This is a genomic window from Exiguobacterium sp. PHA03 (assembly GCF_041945985.1).
In the GTDB taxonomy this organism is placed as follows: domain Bacteria; phylum Bacillota; class Bacilli; order Exiguobacteriales; family Exiguobacteriaceae; genus Exiguobacterium_A.
The window spans coordinates 1,038,659-1,054,865 of the sequence record NZ_JAUTYQ010000001.1 but is presented as its reverse complement, the minus strand read 5'-3'; the positions used below and the strand labels follow the sequence as shown (position 1 = coordinate 1,054,865).

Annotated in this window: 17 protein-coding genes; 7 read left to right on the top strand and 10 right to left on the bottom strand. The window is 45.7% G+C overall.

The annotated features are described in order from the left end of the window. Together Q7C19_RS05720 and Q7C19_RS05715 are read right to left on the bottom strand one after the other, a co-directional pair. A complete protein-coding gene (locus Q7C19_RS05720; protein WP_308101695.1) occupies positions 1-441 on the bottom strand; it encodes a Na(+)/H(+) antiporter subunit B in 441 nt (146 codons plus the stop codon). Next, on the bottom strand, positions 438-2,843 hold the full coding sequence (locus tag Q7C19_RS05715; RefSeq protein ID WP_375091860.1) for a Na+/H+ antiporter subunit A: 2,406 nt from the start codon (positions 2,841-2,843) through the stop codon (positions 438-440). The genes Q7C19_RS05720 and Q7C19_RS05715 overlap by 4 nt, the downstream gene beginning before the upstream one ends. 356 nt (positions 2,844-3,199) lie before the next feature. Between Q7C19_RS05715 and Q7C19_RS05710 the strand changes: the two genes are divergently transcribed. Further along, a complete protein-coding gene (locus Q7C19_RS05710; RefSeq protein ID WP_290750994.1) occupies positions 3,200-3,451 on the top strand; it encodes a hypothetical protein in 252 nt (83 codons plus the stop codon). Between the two features lie 39 nt (positions 3,452-3,490). Here Q7C19_RS05710 and Q7C19_RS05705 read toward each other — a convergent pair whose 3' ends face one another. Further along, positions 3,491-3,784, bottom strand: coding sequence for a hypothetical protein (locus Q7C19_RS05705; protein WP_035407444.1), 294 nt, complete (start codon positions 3,782-3,784; stop codon positions 3,491-3,493). 246 nt (positions 3,785-4,030) lie between these two features. Further along, positions 4,031-4,744, bottom strand: a complete 714-nt coding sequence (locus Q7C19_RS05700) for a YebC/PmpR family DNA-binding transcriptional regulator (protein WP_023468535.1) — start codon at positions 4,742-4,744, stop codon at positions 4,031-4,033. A 194-nt stretch (positions 4,745-4,938) separates the two neighbouring features. Here Q7C19_RS05700 and Q7C19_RS05695 point away from each other — a divergent pair, with 194 nt between their 5' ends. Then, complete coding sequence (locus Q7C19_RS05695) at positions 4,939-6,711, top strand: glycoside hydrolase family 13 protein (RefSeq protein WP_375091859.1); 1,773 nt, start codon at positions 4,939-4,941, stop codon at positions 6,709-6,711. 55 nt (positions 6,712-6,766) lie between these two features. Here Q7C19_RS05695 and Q7C19_RS05690 read toward each other — a convergent pair whose 3' ends face one another. The 6 genes from Q7C19_RS05690 to Q7C19_RS05665 all read right to left on the bottom strand — a co-directional run bounded on the left by Q7C19_RS05690 (position 6,767) and on the right by Q7C19_RS05665 (position 11,484). Continuing rightward, positions 6,767-7,969, bottom strand: a complete 1,203-nt coding sequence (locus Q7C19_RS05690; RefSeq protein ID WP_035407452.1) for a DUF1015 domain-containing protein — start codon at positions 7,967-7,969, stop codon at positions 6,767-6,769. A gap of 14 nt (positions 7,970-7,983) precedes the next feature. After that, the gene (locus tag Q7C19_RS05685; RefSeq protein ID WP_056062043.1) at positions 7,984-9,141 is read right to left on the bottom strand and encodes a phosphoglycerate dehydrogenase; all 1,158 of its coding nucleotides are present in this window, start codon (positions 9,139-9,141) and stop codon (positions 7,984-7,986) included. Beyond that, positions 9,142-10,206, bottom strand: a complete 1,065-nt coding sequence (serC, locus tag Q7C19_RS05680) for a 3-phosphoserine/phosphohydroxythreonine transaminase (protein ID WP_375091858.1) — start codon at positions 10,204-10,206, stop codon at positions 9,142-9,144. It abuts the gene before it with no gap. A gap of 124 nt (positions 10,207-10,330) precedes the next feature. Continuing rightward, positions 10,331-10,696 carry a nuclear transport factor 2 family protein gene (locus Q7C19_RS05675; protein WP_035407460.1) on the bottom strand — a complete coding sequence of 122 codons (366 nt, stop codon included), beginning with the start codon at positions 10,694-10,696 and terminating at the stop codon, positions 10,331-10,333. A gap of 82 nt (positions 10,697-10,778) precedes the next feature. Then, a complete protein-coding gene (locus Q7C19_RS05670) occupies positions 10,779-10,979 on the bottom strand; it encodes a cold-shock protein (RefSeq protein WP_023468529.1) in 201 nt (66 codons plus the stop codon). A gap of 247 nt (positions 10,980-11,226) precedes the next feature. Next, positions 11,227-11,484, bottom strand: a complete 258-nt coding sequence (locus tag Q7C19_RS05665; protein ID WP_035407462.1) for an RNA polymerase sigma factor — start codon at positions 11,482-11,484, stop codon at positions 11,227-11,229. A 141-nt stretch (positions 11,485-11,625) separates the two neighbouring features. Here Q7C19_RS05665 and Q7C19_RS05660 point away from each other — a divergent pair, with 141 nt between their 5' ends. From Q7C19_RS05660 to egtD, 5 genes are all read left to right on the top strand, one after another. Further along, positions 11,626-12,183, top strand: coding sequence for a GNAT family N-acetyltransferase (locus Q7C19_RS05660; protein ID WP_035407467.1), 558 nt, complete (start codon positions 11,626-11,628; stop codon positions 12,181-12,183). After that, positions 12,170-12,676 carry an NUDIX domain-containing protein gene (locus Q7C19_RS05655; protein WP_052019000.1) on the top strand — a complete coding sequence of 169 codons (507 nt, stop codon included), beginning with the start codon at positions 12,170-12,172 and terminating at the stop codon, positions 12,674-12,676. The genes Q7C19_RS05660 and Q7C19_RS05655 overlap by 14 nt, the downstream gene beginning before the upstream one ends. A 158-nt stretch (positions 12,677-12,834) precedes the next feature. Continuing rightward, positions 12,835-13,818: a GMP reductase gene (guaC, locus tag Q7C19_RS05650; RefSeq protein ID WP_035407471.1), complete on the top strand. Its 984-nt coding sequence runs from the start codon at positions 12,835-12,837 to the stop codon at positions 13,816-13,818. Positions 13,819-13,942: 124 nt separating this feature from the next. Then, positions 13,943-15,223, top strand: coding sequence for an ergothioneine biosynthesis protein EgtB (gene egtB / locus Q7C19_RS05645; protein ID WP_056061882.1), 1,281 nt, complete (start codon positions 13,943-13,945; stop codon positions 15,221-15,223). Continuing rightward, a complete protein-coding gene (egtD, locus tag Q7C19_RS05640; RefSeq protein ID WP_375091857.1) occupies positions 15,223-16,179 on the top strand; it encodes an L-histidine N(alpha)-methyltransferase in 957 nt (318 codons plus the stop codon). The genes egtB and egtD overlap by 1 nt, the downstream gene beginning before the upstream one ends. Positions 16,180-16,207 lie beyond the last annotated feature (28 nt).

The window sequence follows — 16,207 nt, the reverse complement described above, 5'->3', positions numbered from 1 at the left end:
TTATTCACTCTCCCCAATTGTTTGAATAATCGTCATCGTCACACCGACGACGACAAGATAAACGCCAAGATCGAACAACATCGCGGTGTGTAGCGATGTCTTACCGAACAACGGCAGGTTAAAATAGTCATGGGCATGTGTAAAGAACGGTACGTTAAAGATAAGCGCTCCTGAAGCCGTCAGTACGGCAATCAACATGCCAAGCGCCGTGATCCATTTATAATCAAATGGCAAAATCCGGCGCAACGTCTTGATATCATAAGCAAGTAAGATCAAGACGAGAGCAGACGCCGTCACGAGACCACCAATGAAACCGCCACCTGGTGTATAGTGCCCGGCAAAGAACAAGTAGACAGCAAACAGGAAGATGATGAACGTAATGAAGGAAGTCGCGGACTCTAAGATGACGTCATTCGTATGCTTTTTTGCCTGCTTTTTCATTTATCCATCCCTCCTGTTCGTCTGAATTTAATCATCGTGTAAATACCGATTCCGGCAAGTGCGAGAACGGCAATCTCAAACAACGTATCAAAGCCACGGAAGTCAACGAGTATGACGTTGACCATGTTCCCACCGGCGGCAAGATCTGCGACATTGTCAATGTAGTACTTGGCAATCGAAGCAAACGATCGCTGACTGAGCGAAGCAAGGGCAACAAGGGTCACTGTCAATCCGACGAGTGCCGAAATCAAGGCGTTGCCGAGCTTGAACGGAATGCGCTCTTCTTTCCGGCTGATTTCCGGTAAACGATAGAAAACGAGCAGGAACAGAGCGACCGATACCGTCTCGATGACGAGTTGCGTCAAGGCGAGGTCTGGCGCTCGAAATAAGACAAAGAACAGGGCAACTGTATAACCTGTCACACCGAGTAAGATGATCGATGTCAGTCGTGATCGTGCAAAAGTGATCGAGAGAGCACTTGAAACAAGAACGAGAGCGAGAATAATCTCATAAGCATGAATCGAGCTAATCGGATCTACCGCGAAGCGGAAAGCGTCGAACCCGTATAGTGCTGTCAAAATCAAGATGACGACGAATCCGAAGATGTAGACGAGATACGACCGCATATACCCCGTCATGACCGTATCGTGAATACGTGTCGATGTCTGTTCACCACGACGTAACAAGGCGTCATATTGATGATTCAGTGAGACGGCACGTGGCATCCGGTGGTAAAGCGATTGCCAGCGTGGGAGTGTTTTATACAAGATTATGCCAGCACTGATGATCACGAGTGTCAGAAATAACTCGGTATTGAATCCGTGCCACATTGAAATATGGACATCAATCTTGCCACCGGCATTAACGACTTGCGGTAAGATCGCTTCGACTGCTGGTCGAATCAACGCATTCGACAATATGTTCGGGAAAAGTCCGATGATGACGACGAGCGAGACAAGGACGAGTGGTGGGATCAACATACCAATCGGTGCCTCGTGTGGTGTTTTCGGCAACTGGTCGTCTTGGCGTTTACCGAAGAAGGTTCTGCGGACGATCAAGAGACTGTAGACGAATGTAAAAATGCTTCCGACGACGGCGAGAACAGGAATGATCCATCCGTAAGACGGTAAGTGGAACAAGTCTGATCCTGATACTTGAAGAACACCCGTCAAGAACATCTCTTTACTTAAGAAACCATTGAACGGCGGAATTCCAGCCATCGAAAGGGTCCCGATCATTGCGATCGTCATCGAGATCGGCATCAATTGCGCAAGACCACCGAGCTTCCGAATGTCGCGAGTACCAGTCTCGTGATCGACGATTCCCGCCATCATGAAGAGACTGCCTTTAAACGTCGCGTGGTTGATCAGGTGGAAGATTGCAGCAACTGTTGCAATCGTGTACAGTCCATCGTCTAACGCGTCGACGTGCAAGGCAGCTGCTCCGAGTCCAAGTAAGGACATGATTAATCCAAGCTGAGAAATCGTCGAGTAGGCGAGAATCCCTTTTAAATCATGTTGTTTCACCGCATTGAGTGAACCCCAGAATAAGGTGAATATTCCGACAGATGAGACGAGATAAAACCAAAGTGACTCACCTGCGAAAATCGGACTGAAACGAGCGATAAGATACAATCCTGCTTTAACCATCGTTGCCGAGTGCAAATAGGCACTGACAGGGGTCGGTGCTTCCATTGCATCCGGAAGCCAGATGTGAAACGGAAACTGAGCCGATTTCGTGAAGGCGGCTAGCAAGAATAAAACAAGGGCGACTGTAAAGAAAGGTTCACTTTGAATCGACTCAAGCGACGCATAGGTCTCACGAATACTAAACGATCCGCTAAGTGTTGAGAGAATGGCGATTCCACCGAGCATCGCTAGTCCACCGAAGACGGTGATCAGCATCGATTTTTGAGCGCCGTAACGAGAACGTTCCCGCTCGTACCAGTAGGCGATCAATAAGAATGACGAAATCGATGTTAATTCCCAAAACAGATAGAGGACGATCATGTTGTCTGACAAAACGACACCAAGCATGGCGGTCATGAACATCAATAAATAGACATAAAATGTACCGAGTGCTTCTTTTTTCGCATCTAAATAAAAAATGGAATAGAGAACGACGAGTGTGCCGATTCCTGTGATCAATAATGCGAACAATAAGCCGAGTCCGTCAAGATACGTGACGAAATCGATTCCAAGCGATGGTATCCACGGCATGCGTGCCGTAAAGGTCTTACCTGACATCGTACCAGGGAGAAAGCGGCTAAAATACGAAACGAGCAGTACAGGTACGACGAGTACAAACCAACCGGTATGAATGTTCGGAAGGCGCTTCGCTAAAAGCGGGATGAAAAGACTGATCAATATGGGCAGTAGGATCGCCCCATGCATCACGGACACGAAATTCCCTCCTTTGTGACATCGACGACCAAAAATGAAAAAGGGACGCGAACGCAAGCTGTTGAAGCTCGGAACTGTCCAGTAGAAGACACGATTCATTTTGTTCGTCGAAGATGTTTCTGAATCAAGTATAGCGTATCTTTTTCCTTCATGCATGACGTGAAGCGTTGAAGCATAAGGGATGGAGCCGTTTCTTCATTTGCTTGTTAAATATGTAGGAACACGGTAAAAAAGAGCAAAAATTTTTAAAAAATTTTTTTGAAAATCAAGCGATTTCAGATGAAAAGGATTTGAAATCAATGAACATGGGTACAGTTATCAAGAGTATACGTATCGATCACAGAGGGGGAAAATTCATGCGAGCAACATTTAAGACAGGTGTCGTTTTAGGTGGTCTAGCGGCGATTGCAACGATCGCTTATCAACAATACCAACAGCGAAAAACGACTTCTAACGATATTGATCATCGACCAAGTGTTGATGCAAAGCGTGATCCGGCAGAGGTAGGGTTGACGCAACTCGATTCCATTCATCGCGCAGACTGGCAAGCGAATGGATTTCCACAAACCCATGCTGAACTCGAACGCTTAGAACGAGAAGAGAACTAAAAAACACGTCTCTCGCACGAGAGGCGTGTTTTATAATCATCAAGCACTCGTTGTGACAAGGGCACGTGTCCGTTCACTGTGTGCTGTATAAGAAGAGAGGTGTTCGAACTGATAAAGCGTTAAGGTTGCTGTACGACGTTGCCCAGTGCTGGATTCGAGCATTAGATAAGCCTCATTAAAATCAGTGCCACCACCGTCATAGCGGATATGTGCCGTAATCGTCCGTCCGTCTGTCGTCTGCATATAAATATCGTAACCTCCGAAATCAACACGCTTGAAACGGGTCGCCTCGCTTACGATGTGCTTAAATGTTTCAATCAAAGAATATGTCATCTTTCGTTCCTCCCTTTATTTCTTCCAAAACAAGATAAGTTATAATTAACTCCGAATATTACTTTTCCCATTAAATTGAAGAAATAAACATCAAAAATGAATCTTTTTTAATCTTGTTATGAAACGCGTTTCATACTTTATGATGATGACAGACGGTGCGTAACCGATTGCGGGCGTTAGCCGATACAGAAACTGTATAATCAAAAAGACAAGAGGATGGGCGTAACCATCCTCTTGTCTTTTTGATTATAACTCTACGTTATGGTACACCTGTTGCACATCTTCAAGATCTTCAAGTGCATCAATCATCTTCTCGAATTGTGCGACATCGTCCTCGGACAAAGCCACTTCGTTTTGTGCAAGCATAACGAGTTCAGCAAGGGAGAACTCGGTAATCCCTGCAGCTTTTAACGCTTCTTGCACAGCATGGAATTGTTCTGGCTCAGCGTAGATGATGACAGATTCGTCTTCTTCGAGGATGTCGCGCACATCAATATCCGCTTCCATCATCAATTCGAGCACGTCATCCGCAGTTTTACCTTCGAAGGCAAAGATTGCCGTCGCATCAAACATATAAGCGACGGATCCGCTCACACCCATGTTTCCGCCATTTTTTCCGAATGCAGCACGCACATCAGAAGCCGTCCGGTTAACATTGTTCGTCAACGTTTCGACGATGACCATTGAACCGCTTGGACCAAATCCTTCATAACGAAGTACATCATAGTTCTCTTCCGCTCCACCTTTTGCTTTTTCAATCGCCCGATCAACAATGGCACGGGGCACGTTGTATGTCTTCGCTCGTTCGAGAACGACCTTTAATGCTTGGTTTGATTCTGGATCGGGCTCACCTTGTTTAGCCGCTACATAAATCTCACGACCGAACTTTGCGTAGATCCGACTCGTATTTTTGTCTTTTGATGCCTTTTTTTCCTTGATATTGTTCCATTTACGACCCATTGCGTATCCACTCTCTTTCCGTAATGTCAGAAATCTGTGATTTCCTATGCGTTATCAGTATACCTTAAACTACCTGATAGACTGAACTAAAATGTCGGTCGAACAGTTGAATTTCTACCAAATGCGTTTAAGCAATGCGGAAGAAAGGAACTTTACCGATAGAGAAATATCAATTTAAGGGAGAGTGACAGTATTTGAACCAGGCTGGAGTAGTTCATCGCGCATTATCACCATTCGTTTATGCCTATGATCAAGAGACCGTTCATGTTCGACTGATGACGGCTAAAGACGATATTGAAAAAGTCGAATTGATATATGGTGATCCGTATGAATGGGAAGCGGAAAAAGAAGAAGACCGAGATTGGAATTTTGATCCGGATAAAGAAAAATACTGGAAAGTGCAACGGAAGTCGATGCAATACAATGGAAGTGACGCGACGTATGACTATTGGTTCATTGCAATCCGTCCAGAACGGAAGCGGGTAAGGTATGGGTTCGAGGTTCATGGCGAAACGACAGCCACTTTGACTGAACGTGGTTGGTATGACGAAGCGCCACTCGATCATCCTGGCTATTATTTTTCTGTTCCATATGTTCATGCGACGGACGTCTTTGATACGCCGGATTGGGTGAAAGATACGGTCTGGTATCAAATTTTCCCGGAACGATTCGCAAATGGCGATCCCACGAACGATCCAGCGGGAACGAAGGAGTGGGGAAGTGAAGCACCAGCTTTTCAGAATTTCTTCGGTGGAGATTTTCAAGGGGTCATCGATCACGTCGATCATTTACAACGTCTCGGCGTCACGGGTGTCTACTTCTGCCCAGTCTTTGAGGCACCATCCAATCATAAATACGATACGCTTGATTACTTGAAGCTTGATCCTGCGTTCGGTGACGAGAAAACGTTCCGCAAGATGATTGATGTGCTACATGAGAACGGTATCCGTGTATTACTCGATGCCGTCTTTAATCATATTAGTGAAGAGCACCCAGCATTTCAAGATGTCTTAGAAAAGGGACAAGACTCAAAATACGCCAACTGGTTTACGATTGATTCCTTCCCGGTCGATCCATCGATTCCAAACTATGAAGTGTTTGCATTTGAACGGAACATGCCGAAGTTGAATACTGCCCATTCGGACGTCAAAGACTATTTGCTTCATGTCGGACGTCATTGGGTCGAGGAATTCGGAATTGACGGCTGGCGTCTGGATGTCGCTAGTGAAGTCGATCATGCGTTTTGGCGTGATTTTCGAAAGGAAGTCCGGGCTGCGAACGGAACATGTTATATCGTCGGTGAATGCTGGACGGATTCACAACCATGGCTCCTCGGCGATCAATTTGATGCCGTCATGAATTACGGTTTGACAGAGAGCTTTTTGACTTGTTTTGCGACGGGCGAGACGAGCGTTCGTGATTTCTCACATGCAGTCATCCGGAATTTAAACTGGCATTCTCAAAATGTCAACGAGGTCATGTTCAATTTGATTGACTCGCATGATACGCCGCGTGCTCTAACGCGTGCGAAAGGGAATATCGATCGAATGAAGTTACTCTTCACTACACTGTTGACGTTTCCGGGTTCACCCGTCATCTATTATGGCGATGAGATTGGAATGACTGGGGGGCAAGACCCAGCAAACCGTGCGTGTATGGAATGGGATGAGACGAAGCAGAACCGTGATTTGTTCGATCACGCTGCACAGTTGATCGCCCTTCGAAAACAGCATCCGGTTTTAGCAAATTCCGGAACGTATCATTTCCAAAGGATCGATGATACAAAACAGACATTTGTCGTCGAGCGACGTCAGGGCGAACAGGTTTACTTGCTCGTTGTCAACGTAAGTGAAGAGGCACAATCTCTTTCGCTTGAGGGAACGTATGAAAGTCTGTTAGACGCAACGACGTTGTCGGGAACTATTCAAGTAGAAGCTGTGTCGGCTCTTCTTTTGCGACACGTATAAGAAAAAGCAAGTCGTGGATATCGAATCCGCGACTTGCTTTTTTAGTGCGTGTGCATTATGAATCAAACGGATGGATCAGTAAACCACTCCGGAGTTTCGGTTCGAACCAAGTCGACTTCGGCGGCATTACTTCTCCCGCATCAGCCACAGCCATTAAATCTTCGATCGAAGTCGGATGCAAGTGAAAAGCGACCGCGGCATGTCCGGAATCCACGATTTGCTCAAGACCGGCATACCCCTTATGACCACCGACGAACTGGATACGTGCGTCCGTCCGTGGATCTTCGATACCGAGTAACGGTGTCAACAACTCTTCTTGTAAAATCGACACGTCGAGATTCGCTTTCGTCCCTGTTCGTTCAGAATCGTACGAAAGGGTATACCATTGCCGGTTGAGATACATCTCGATTTGGTGACGTTTTGTTTGTTCGGCACGTCCTTTTGTGATCGTAAAGCGATGGGCTAATCGCTCAAGGAAATCAACGACGGATTGACCGTACAGATCTTCGACGACCCGATGATAGCCGAGGATTCGTAATTGTTCCTGTGGAAAGGAGACACCAAGGAAGCGTTGGGCTTCTTCCTGATCCGTCCGACTGGCAGCGATGGCTGCCGCTGCAGCACGATGGTGACCATCAGCGATATAGAGGGCGTCGTGGCGCGCGAACTGGCTTCCGATCGTCAACAGATGATGGCGATCGATGACTTTAAAAATTCGGTGTGTGATCCCATCGACAGTAAAGTCGTATAGAGAATCACCTGCAGTAATCGTCGAGACGATTTCTTGAAGCTGGGCATCCGTTTGATGGGCAAGTAAAATCGGTCCCGTATGAGCGTTTAGATGTTCGACATGTCGGACACGATCGCGCTCTTTGTCCGGACGCGTGAACTCATGTTTACGAATTTGATTCGTTTCATAATCGCTAACGGAAACACACCCGACGAAACCGGATTGGATATGTGTCCCGTCAGACAGTTGATAAATGTAATACGTCTCGTCCGTGTCGAGCTGTAAGATGCCATTTGTTTGACTCTCTTCGAAGGCAAGAGCTGCTTGCTGATAAACGCGTGGATCATCTTCAGCGATTAATGACGGAAGCGTGGCTTCTGCTTTATCGATCCGTAAAAAAGACAGCGGATGACGACGAATCTCAGATCGTGCTTCTTCGCGAGAATAAACATCATAGGGCAAAGCAGCAAAGTCTGCTGCATATTTTGAATCCGGTCGTAACGCGGCAAAAGGTTCGAACGTTGGCATGGGGATCACTCCTTTTAGAGTAGACGTGTTTTCAAGACGCCAGGAATTTGATTCAGTCGGTCGAGCGAAATCAACTCATCCGCATGGTTATCGATATCGATGATCGTATAGGCAATAGCATCTTTACTACCATTGATCATATTCGCGATATTGATCGACTCTTGTGCTAACACGGAGGCAATTTGACCGACCATATTCGGAATGTTGTGGTGAGCAATCGTAATCCGTCGTTTTCCGGTGAACGGTAACTCGACAGCTGGGAAATTGACAGCATTACGGATGTTTCCTGTCTCAAGGAACAGACGCAGTTGATCGACCGCCATGATGGCACAGTTTTCCTCCGCTTCACTCGTTGATGCCCCGATATGTGGCAAAGCGATGACCCGTGGAAGGGACAAGATGAAGGCATTCGGGAAATCCGTCACATAATTGGCCAGACGACCAGACCGGAGTACATCGGCTAACGCTTGTTCATCGACGAGTTCGCCACGAGAGAAGTTAAGCAACGTCGCGCCGTGTTTCATCTTCGACAAGAGTGAGGCATCGAGTAAACCTGTCGTTGCGTCAACGAGCGGAAGATGCAAGGTGATGTAGTCGCTTGTCGCGAGCAGATCCTCGAGCTGTGTTGCCCGCTGAATCTGATTTGAGACGCGCCAAGCGGACTCAACGGACATATGTGGATCATAGCCTGTAACGGTCATGCCAAGCTCATGGAGAGTGTTGGCTAAGTTCGCGCCGATTGCTCCAAGTCCTACGATTCCGATTCGTTTCCCAAGCAACTCCGTTCCGACAAATTGTTTTTTGTTCGCTTCAATCCGCTCCGGAATATCCGGTCCGCGTAAGTTGTTCGTCCAAAGCAGACTAGGGACGAGCTTTCGCGCCGTCAGGAATAAACTGCCGATGACTAGTTCCTTGACGGCATTTGCATTAGCGCCTGGTGTCGAAAAGACGGGAATCCCGCGGTTCGCAAGTTGATCGAGTGGAATCGTATTGACGCCGACGCCAGCTCGGGCGACGGCTTTAAGACTGTCCGGAAAGCGCATGTCATGTAAATCCTTGCTGCGGACGAGAAAGGCGTCTGGCTGCTCCGTTTCTCGCTGGACGTGATAGTCGTCTGTGAATCGTTTTAATCCTTTATCCGATAGATCATTCCATAGTTGGACTTGATACATTTAACGTTCCCCCTGTTCAAAACGGTGCATGATGTGAATCAGTGCCGTAACCCCTTCGGTCGGCATCGCATTGTAAAGACTCGCGCGCATTCCACCAATCGAACGATGACCGGCAAGGTTGATTAGATCGTGACGCGCAGCGAAGGTCAAGAAAGCAGCGTCTTCCGTCTCACTTCCGGTCGAAAATGGAATGTTCATCCGGCTTCGATCTTTGATGGCTACATGGTTATGAAATAGATCGGATTGATCAATTGCTTCATATAACATGCGTGCTTGTGAGACGTTTCTTGCCTCAATCGTCTCGAGTCCCGTCTCTTCAATCCAATCGAGTACTAATTTCGTCATGTAAAGACTGAATGTCGGCGGCGTGTTATACAGAGACCGCTGTTTGGCATGGACGTCATACCGTAAGTAGGCACCAATCGTGTCAGGAACACGATTTAGCAACTCATTCTTCAGAATGACGACCGTTAAACCGGCGACGCCAAGGTTTTTTTGAGCACCGGCGTACAACACATCAAATGCCTCGATTGGCAAAGATTCAGACAAAATGGAAGAAGAAACGTCGACGACGAGTGGCGCATCGACGTGAGGCGGTGTTTGATACGTCGTTCCTTCAAGCGTGTTGTTCCAAGTGATGTGCAAATAGTCGGCTGATGACGTGAACGGACCTTCTGGGATGAAACGATAACCGTGATCAGCAGAAGAGGCGAGCACATTGACCGTGGCGTACAGTTTAGCATCTGCAATCGCCTTCGTTGACCAGCCGCCGGTATCGATGAAATCAATCCGTCTGGTCTTCGTCGCTAGATTTTGAGGTAACATCGCGAACTGAAGTGTAGCTCCCCCTTGAAGAAACAAGACGGAGTACGTATCAGGAATCGACATGAGCCTTCGCAATGATTGTTCGGCTGCATCTCGAATCGATTCGAAGATTGGCGAACGATGACTCATTTCAAGAGCCGATTGTCCTGAATTTTCATAATTAAGTAGTTCAGATTGAGCCTTCATTAAGACCGGGGCAGGAAGGACTGCAGGACCGGCAGAAAAGTTATAAACCGTCATGAGATACACTCCTTCTTGAATTTTCAGAAAATATGTACCACTTCAGTGTAACGGAATGAAAAATGAGAAGCAATTCTAACTAACGATGAATGGAAAATGAAAATAAAAACATCTCTTGAATCCGTCACGACGGATCAAGAGATGTTAATTGACCAAAGTGCCATTTCCAACCATCTGACGTAGCACGATAGATTGAGACGATCCGGAAACGTCCTACGTATTGAGTTGCCCCGTATTCAAAACGATCTTCTATTAAACTATACTGAATCGCTGTATCTTCAAAGTGATCGATGTATGAAAAATCATCGGTCCGGGATAACCAGCGGATATTCGCAGGGTCAACGTAATGATCAAGATACGTTTCGGCGTCGAACGATCGCCCTAACGCATCGATGAACGTGAATTCGGGAGATAATAGATGTGAGACTTGTGATGAATCTCCTTTTAGCATAGCATCTTTAAGATGTTGCACGGTTTGTTCGAGTGTCATGTTACATCTCCTTTCTTCTTGAATCGCCAGTGTAGCATATTTAAACAAAAAAAGACCCTGCCGGAGCAGGGTCTAAAAGAAATTAAAGTTTTACAACGTTAGTTGCTTGTGGTCCGCGTTGACCTTCTTCAACTTCGAAAGAAACCTCTTGACCTTCGTCAAGTGATTTGAAACCTTCAGATTGGATTGCTGAGAAGTGTACGAATACGTCGTCTCCGCTTTCGCGCTCGATGAAGCCGAATCCTTTTTCTGCGTTAAACCATTTTACTTTACCTTGTTCCATGTGTATTGCCTCCTGCGTGTGACTGGCACACTGATTATTACTACCGTGATCAATTTCATCGAATATAAAGTGAAACACTTCGTATCTCCACCGAACAACAATAATTACTTAATAATATAGCATGCCCGTATCGAAAAAGAAAGGACAAAACAAAAAAAGAACAAAGTAAGCTGTTCTTCTCTAAATACATCATTGAATTAAAGGGTTCATTTTACCTGTGTCGAAAGAGTATAACTGATTCTTTCAATTAAGTCGGAATATGTTCTCTTTTACTACTGAGTTGTCGTAATGTATGCAAAATGAATCCTTGGAAGTTCGGATAACGTGTCGGTTGTTCCCAAACAGTGCGGAATAACTCGGTCATTGCAGAATGAATAAGTGCTTCATCAACCTGTGTACGACGAAATAAAAGAAAGAGTGTTTTTTCGTAACGATCGTATAATCGTTCGAGCGCGACAGAATCACGCCGTTTGATTTGATTGAGCAAATCAGTGTCTGAATACATAGGTCACTCCTTCTTCGACAGTTTTCTTTATAGCATGCTGTCACTGTAATGTAATGAACTATTATGTAGATTCCCGCTGGATGAATTATGAAACACACAAACTTCTTGAACTAAAGATAATGATCTAAAGGAGGAAAAATGATGTTACCTATATATATTCGTCCGTATGTCTTAGATGATGCGGCAGTTATTCTTGAGATGAACTTACGAAATCGTGAACACTTCGAATACTGGATGCCAGTTAAGCCGTTACCCGAACAGTACACGTTAGAGGGGCAGCGGGAACGAATTTTTCGTCATCAAGAGTTGATGAAACAAGATGCGTATTATGCTTATGGTGTTTATTTAACGGAGAATGATCAATTGATTGGCGATGTCTCAGCGATGTTCATCCAGCGTGGACCAGCCGAGACGTGCATGATCGGCTATCAGTTAGATGAAGCTTATGGCGGAAAAGGATATATGGCTCAAGCAGTCGGATTGTTCGTAGACCATCTATTTGATGTCCATCAGTTCCACCGGATTCGTGCTGAGGTCATGCCGGGGAACATCGGATCAATCCGAGTTCTTGAAAAAGTCGGATTTCGTAAAGAAGGAATCGCGAAACAAAATCTCTTCATCAATGATGCCTGGGAAGATTTTATTCTGTTTGCTCTATTAAAAGAAGACCGGGAGGAGTCACGTCATGCCAATCTCTGATTATTATGCCAATCTACGGCGATATGTCGGAACACAACGTCTGTTTACACCATGCGTCGCAGCAATCATTCGAAACGAAGCAGGGCATATCCTTTTCCAAGATCCAGGTGGTCCGTTTTGGAGTTTGCCTGCCGGGGCGATTGAACTAGGAGAATCCCCTGCACAAGCAGTCATTCGCGAAGTTTATGAAGAAACGGGTCTATTCGTTCGACCCGTCCGACTAATCGCGACATTTGGTGGGGAATCGTTTCGACTTACGTACCCTGACGGAAACGAGGTCGAGTATGTAGCAACGATGTTCGAATGTGAGGTAGTCAGTGGGACGCTCGAGGCCATTGATGGGGAATCTAAGCAACTGGCTTATTTTCCAAAAAATGAGCGTCCGCCACTTGCCTTGCCTTATCCTGATCAAGTGTTTGAGAAATCGGAGGCATCGAGTTATTTCGAGTGGGAAGAACAATGGTTGACTGATTTACAACAACAATATTGTTAAAATCCGAACATTATTTTGTTGTTTACTAAAAAAGTTCATGAAAAACCTTAAAAACACGAAAATTTCTTTGACACCATGATGACAGTTCGTTATAGTGGTCAAGGGGCGAAAGATTATCGCCGATATACAAAAAATATTCGTTATTAGAGGTGTTATTCATGGATGTAGTATTCGATTATGAAGATATTCAATTAATTCCAGCAAAATCAATCGTTGGTAGTCGTTCGGAATGTGATACGTCAGTCGAGTTCGGCGGTCGTCGTTTCAAGCTTCCGGTCGTACCCGCAAACATGCAAACGATCATTGATGAATCGATTGCTTTGTTCTTAGCTGAAGGCGATTATTTCTATATCATGCATCGATTCGAACCGGCACGTCGCCTAGCGTTCGTTCGTATGATGCAAGAGCGTCAACTGTTCGCTTCGATTAGCGTCGGTGTCAAGGAAGAAGAATATCAGCTGATCGAACAGCTCGCGACAGAGGGGCTAACTCCTGAATACATCACAATTGATATCGCACACGGTCATTCGGAAGCAGTCATTCAGATGATTCGCCACATCAAGTCGCTTTTGCCAACAAGTTTCGTTATTGCTGGAAACGTCGGTACACCGGAAGCGGTACGCGAACTTGAGAACGCAGGAGCAGACGCAACAAAAGTCGGGATTGGACCAGGTAAAGTTTGTATCACGAAAATTAAAACAGGGTTCGGTACAGGTGGTTGGCAACTCGCAGCACTTCGTTGGTGTGCGAAGGCAGCAAGCAAACCGATTATCGCCGATGGTGGGATTCGGACGCATGGGGATATCGCGAAGTCGGTTCGGTTCGGTGCTTCGATGGTCATGATCGGTTCACTTTTCGCAGGGCATGAAGAATCGCCTGGTGAGACACATGAAGTGGACGGGGTGCTCGTCAAGGAATATTTCGGTTCTGCTTCTGAGTTCCAAAAAGGCGAACGCAAGAATGTTGAAGGGAAAAAGATGTTCGTCGAGCATAAAGGAAGTCTAGCAGATACATTGATTGAAATGGAGCAAGATTTGCAATCAGCGATCTCATACGCTGGTGGAAATAAATTGAAGGCGATTCGGACGGTCGACTACGTTGTCGTCAAAAACTCGATCTTCAACGGTGATAAAGTATTTTAAGTATGATGAATCCGCTCTTAACAGAGCGGACTTTTTTTGTTTCCTTAGCATAACTCTTCCATAGGAGGGGTATAAGTCAAATGGAACAAAAAATTCGGAATATTTTGGATAGGGAGTGATTGACATGCTATTTGAAACGACATCGTACTTAATTGAAAAATTCGCAACCGTTCGCAACCAAACGATCGCCTTAATCGAACCGCTCGAAGCAGAGGATTTCATCATTCAAGCTAGTTCAGACGTGAGTCCGCCAAAATGGCACATTGCTCATACGACTTGGTTTTTTGAACGGATGATACTACAGGAATATAGTGAAAACTATCAAGTCTTCCATCCGAAATACAATTATTTGTTTAACTCGTACTACAATTCAATCGGACCTTATCAACCTCGTCAACAACGGGGAATGTTGTCACGTCCGACCGTCGAGGACATCATCGCTTACAGGGCATATGTCGATGGACAAATGATCGAGTTCTTGAAAGAAGAACGGACTCCAGAAGATCAACGAAAAATCGAAGCATTGGTCGAGATGGGACTACAACACGAACAACAACATCAGGAATTGATTTTGATGGACGTGAAGTATAACTTTTTCACGAATCCGTTATTACCTGCCTATCAGTCAAAGTCGTTAGAACCGGATGTGCCTGAAAATGCACTCATGGAAACATCCTTTATTCCATTTGAGGAAGGACTCGTCGAGATTGGTCATACAGGAGACGGTTTTGCGTTTGATAACGAGAGTCCGCGCCATAAAACGTGGCTGCATCCGTTTGAATTAGCGACACGTCCTGTCACGAACGGGGAGTATTTGGCATTTATTGAAGCAGGTGGCTATGAAAAGTCAGAGTATTGGTTATCTGATGGCTTTGCGACGGTTCAAAAAGAAGGCTGGAAAGCGCCATTATATTGGATGAAGGATGACGCGGGAGAATGGACGATCTTTACGATGAATGGCGTCGAACCATTGAGGCTCGACGAACCAGTCTGTCACGTTAGCTTTTATGAGGCGGATGCTTACAGCCGTTTTAAAGGGAAGCGTTTGCCGACAGAAGCGGAATGGGAATGGGCTTCTCGTCAAGTCGATTCCGTTACGAAGCGCAACATGATGGGAAACGGTACGTTTCATCCAGTCGTAGTCAAAGAGTCAGAGACGACACTTGCGAGCATGTTCGGTAACGTCTGGGAATGGACATCAAGTCCTTATAGTTCGTACCCAGGCAGTAAACCACTCGAGGGAGCACTTGGAGAGTACAATGCGAAGTTCATGTGTAATCAAATGGTACTCCGTGGAGGAGCGTGTGTGACGCCTGACGATCATATTCGCGAGACGTACCGAAACTTCTTCCCACCCGATAAACGCTGGTTATTTGGCGGCTTCCGATTGGCGGGTGATATGTGATGCGCGAGACGGTCATTGGCTACGACTTATATACTCCGCAACAAAACATGCGTTTAGAAGTCATCGAAGGTCTGATGCGCGAACAAAAAGTCTTACCGGCGAAATATTTTTATGATCATATCGGCTCCCAGTTGTTCGAGCAGATCACGCAACAACCGGAATATTATCCGACACGAACGGAACTTGCTATCTTGGAGCAACACCGAGCGGAAATCGCTCAGAGTATTGGGGATGTGCATACACTGATCGAATATGGAAGCGGAAGCAGTCGTAAAATCCAGATGTTGCTTGAGACGTTTACGCACTTGGATACGTACATGCCGATCGACATCTCAAAAGACTTTTTGATGGAATCTGCTCGTCAATTATCGGAGCGGTATCCTGCATTGCATATTAAAGCTGTTTGTGGAGATTATTCACAAGCCATTTCCTTACCGGTAGAGGAGTCTCAAAAACGGGTCATCTTTTTCCCGGGTTCGACGATCGGGAACTTTGAACCGGAGGAAGCGATGCACTTTTTACGTCATTCATCGCGGATCCTTGAAAGTGGAGATGGATTCTTGATCGGCGTTGATCTAAAAAAATCGACCGATGTCCTTGAACGTGCTTATAACGATGTAGCCGGTGTCACGGCAGCATTCAATTTGAACATGTTGACGCACTTGAACCAGATGCTCGATGGAACGTTTGATGTGACCCGATTTAAACATCATGCTTTTTATAATGAAGAAAAAGGACGAATCGAAATGCATCTTCGGAGTCAACTTGATCAATTAGTACAAGTCGGAGACGTGACGGTTCCGTTTAAACAGGGGGAGACGGTTCATACGGAGAACTCCTATAAATACAGTAAAGAAGAGTTTGAGACTCTCGCTCGTCAAAGTGGTTTTCATCCGGTCAATTGCTGGATTGATAATGACAAACGATTTAGCGTGCATTATTTAGAAAAAATGTAACGGCGTCATAACTAAAAAACACTCCTAC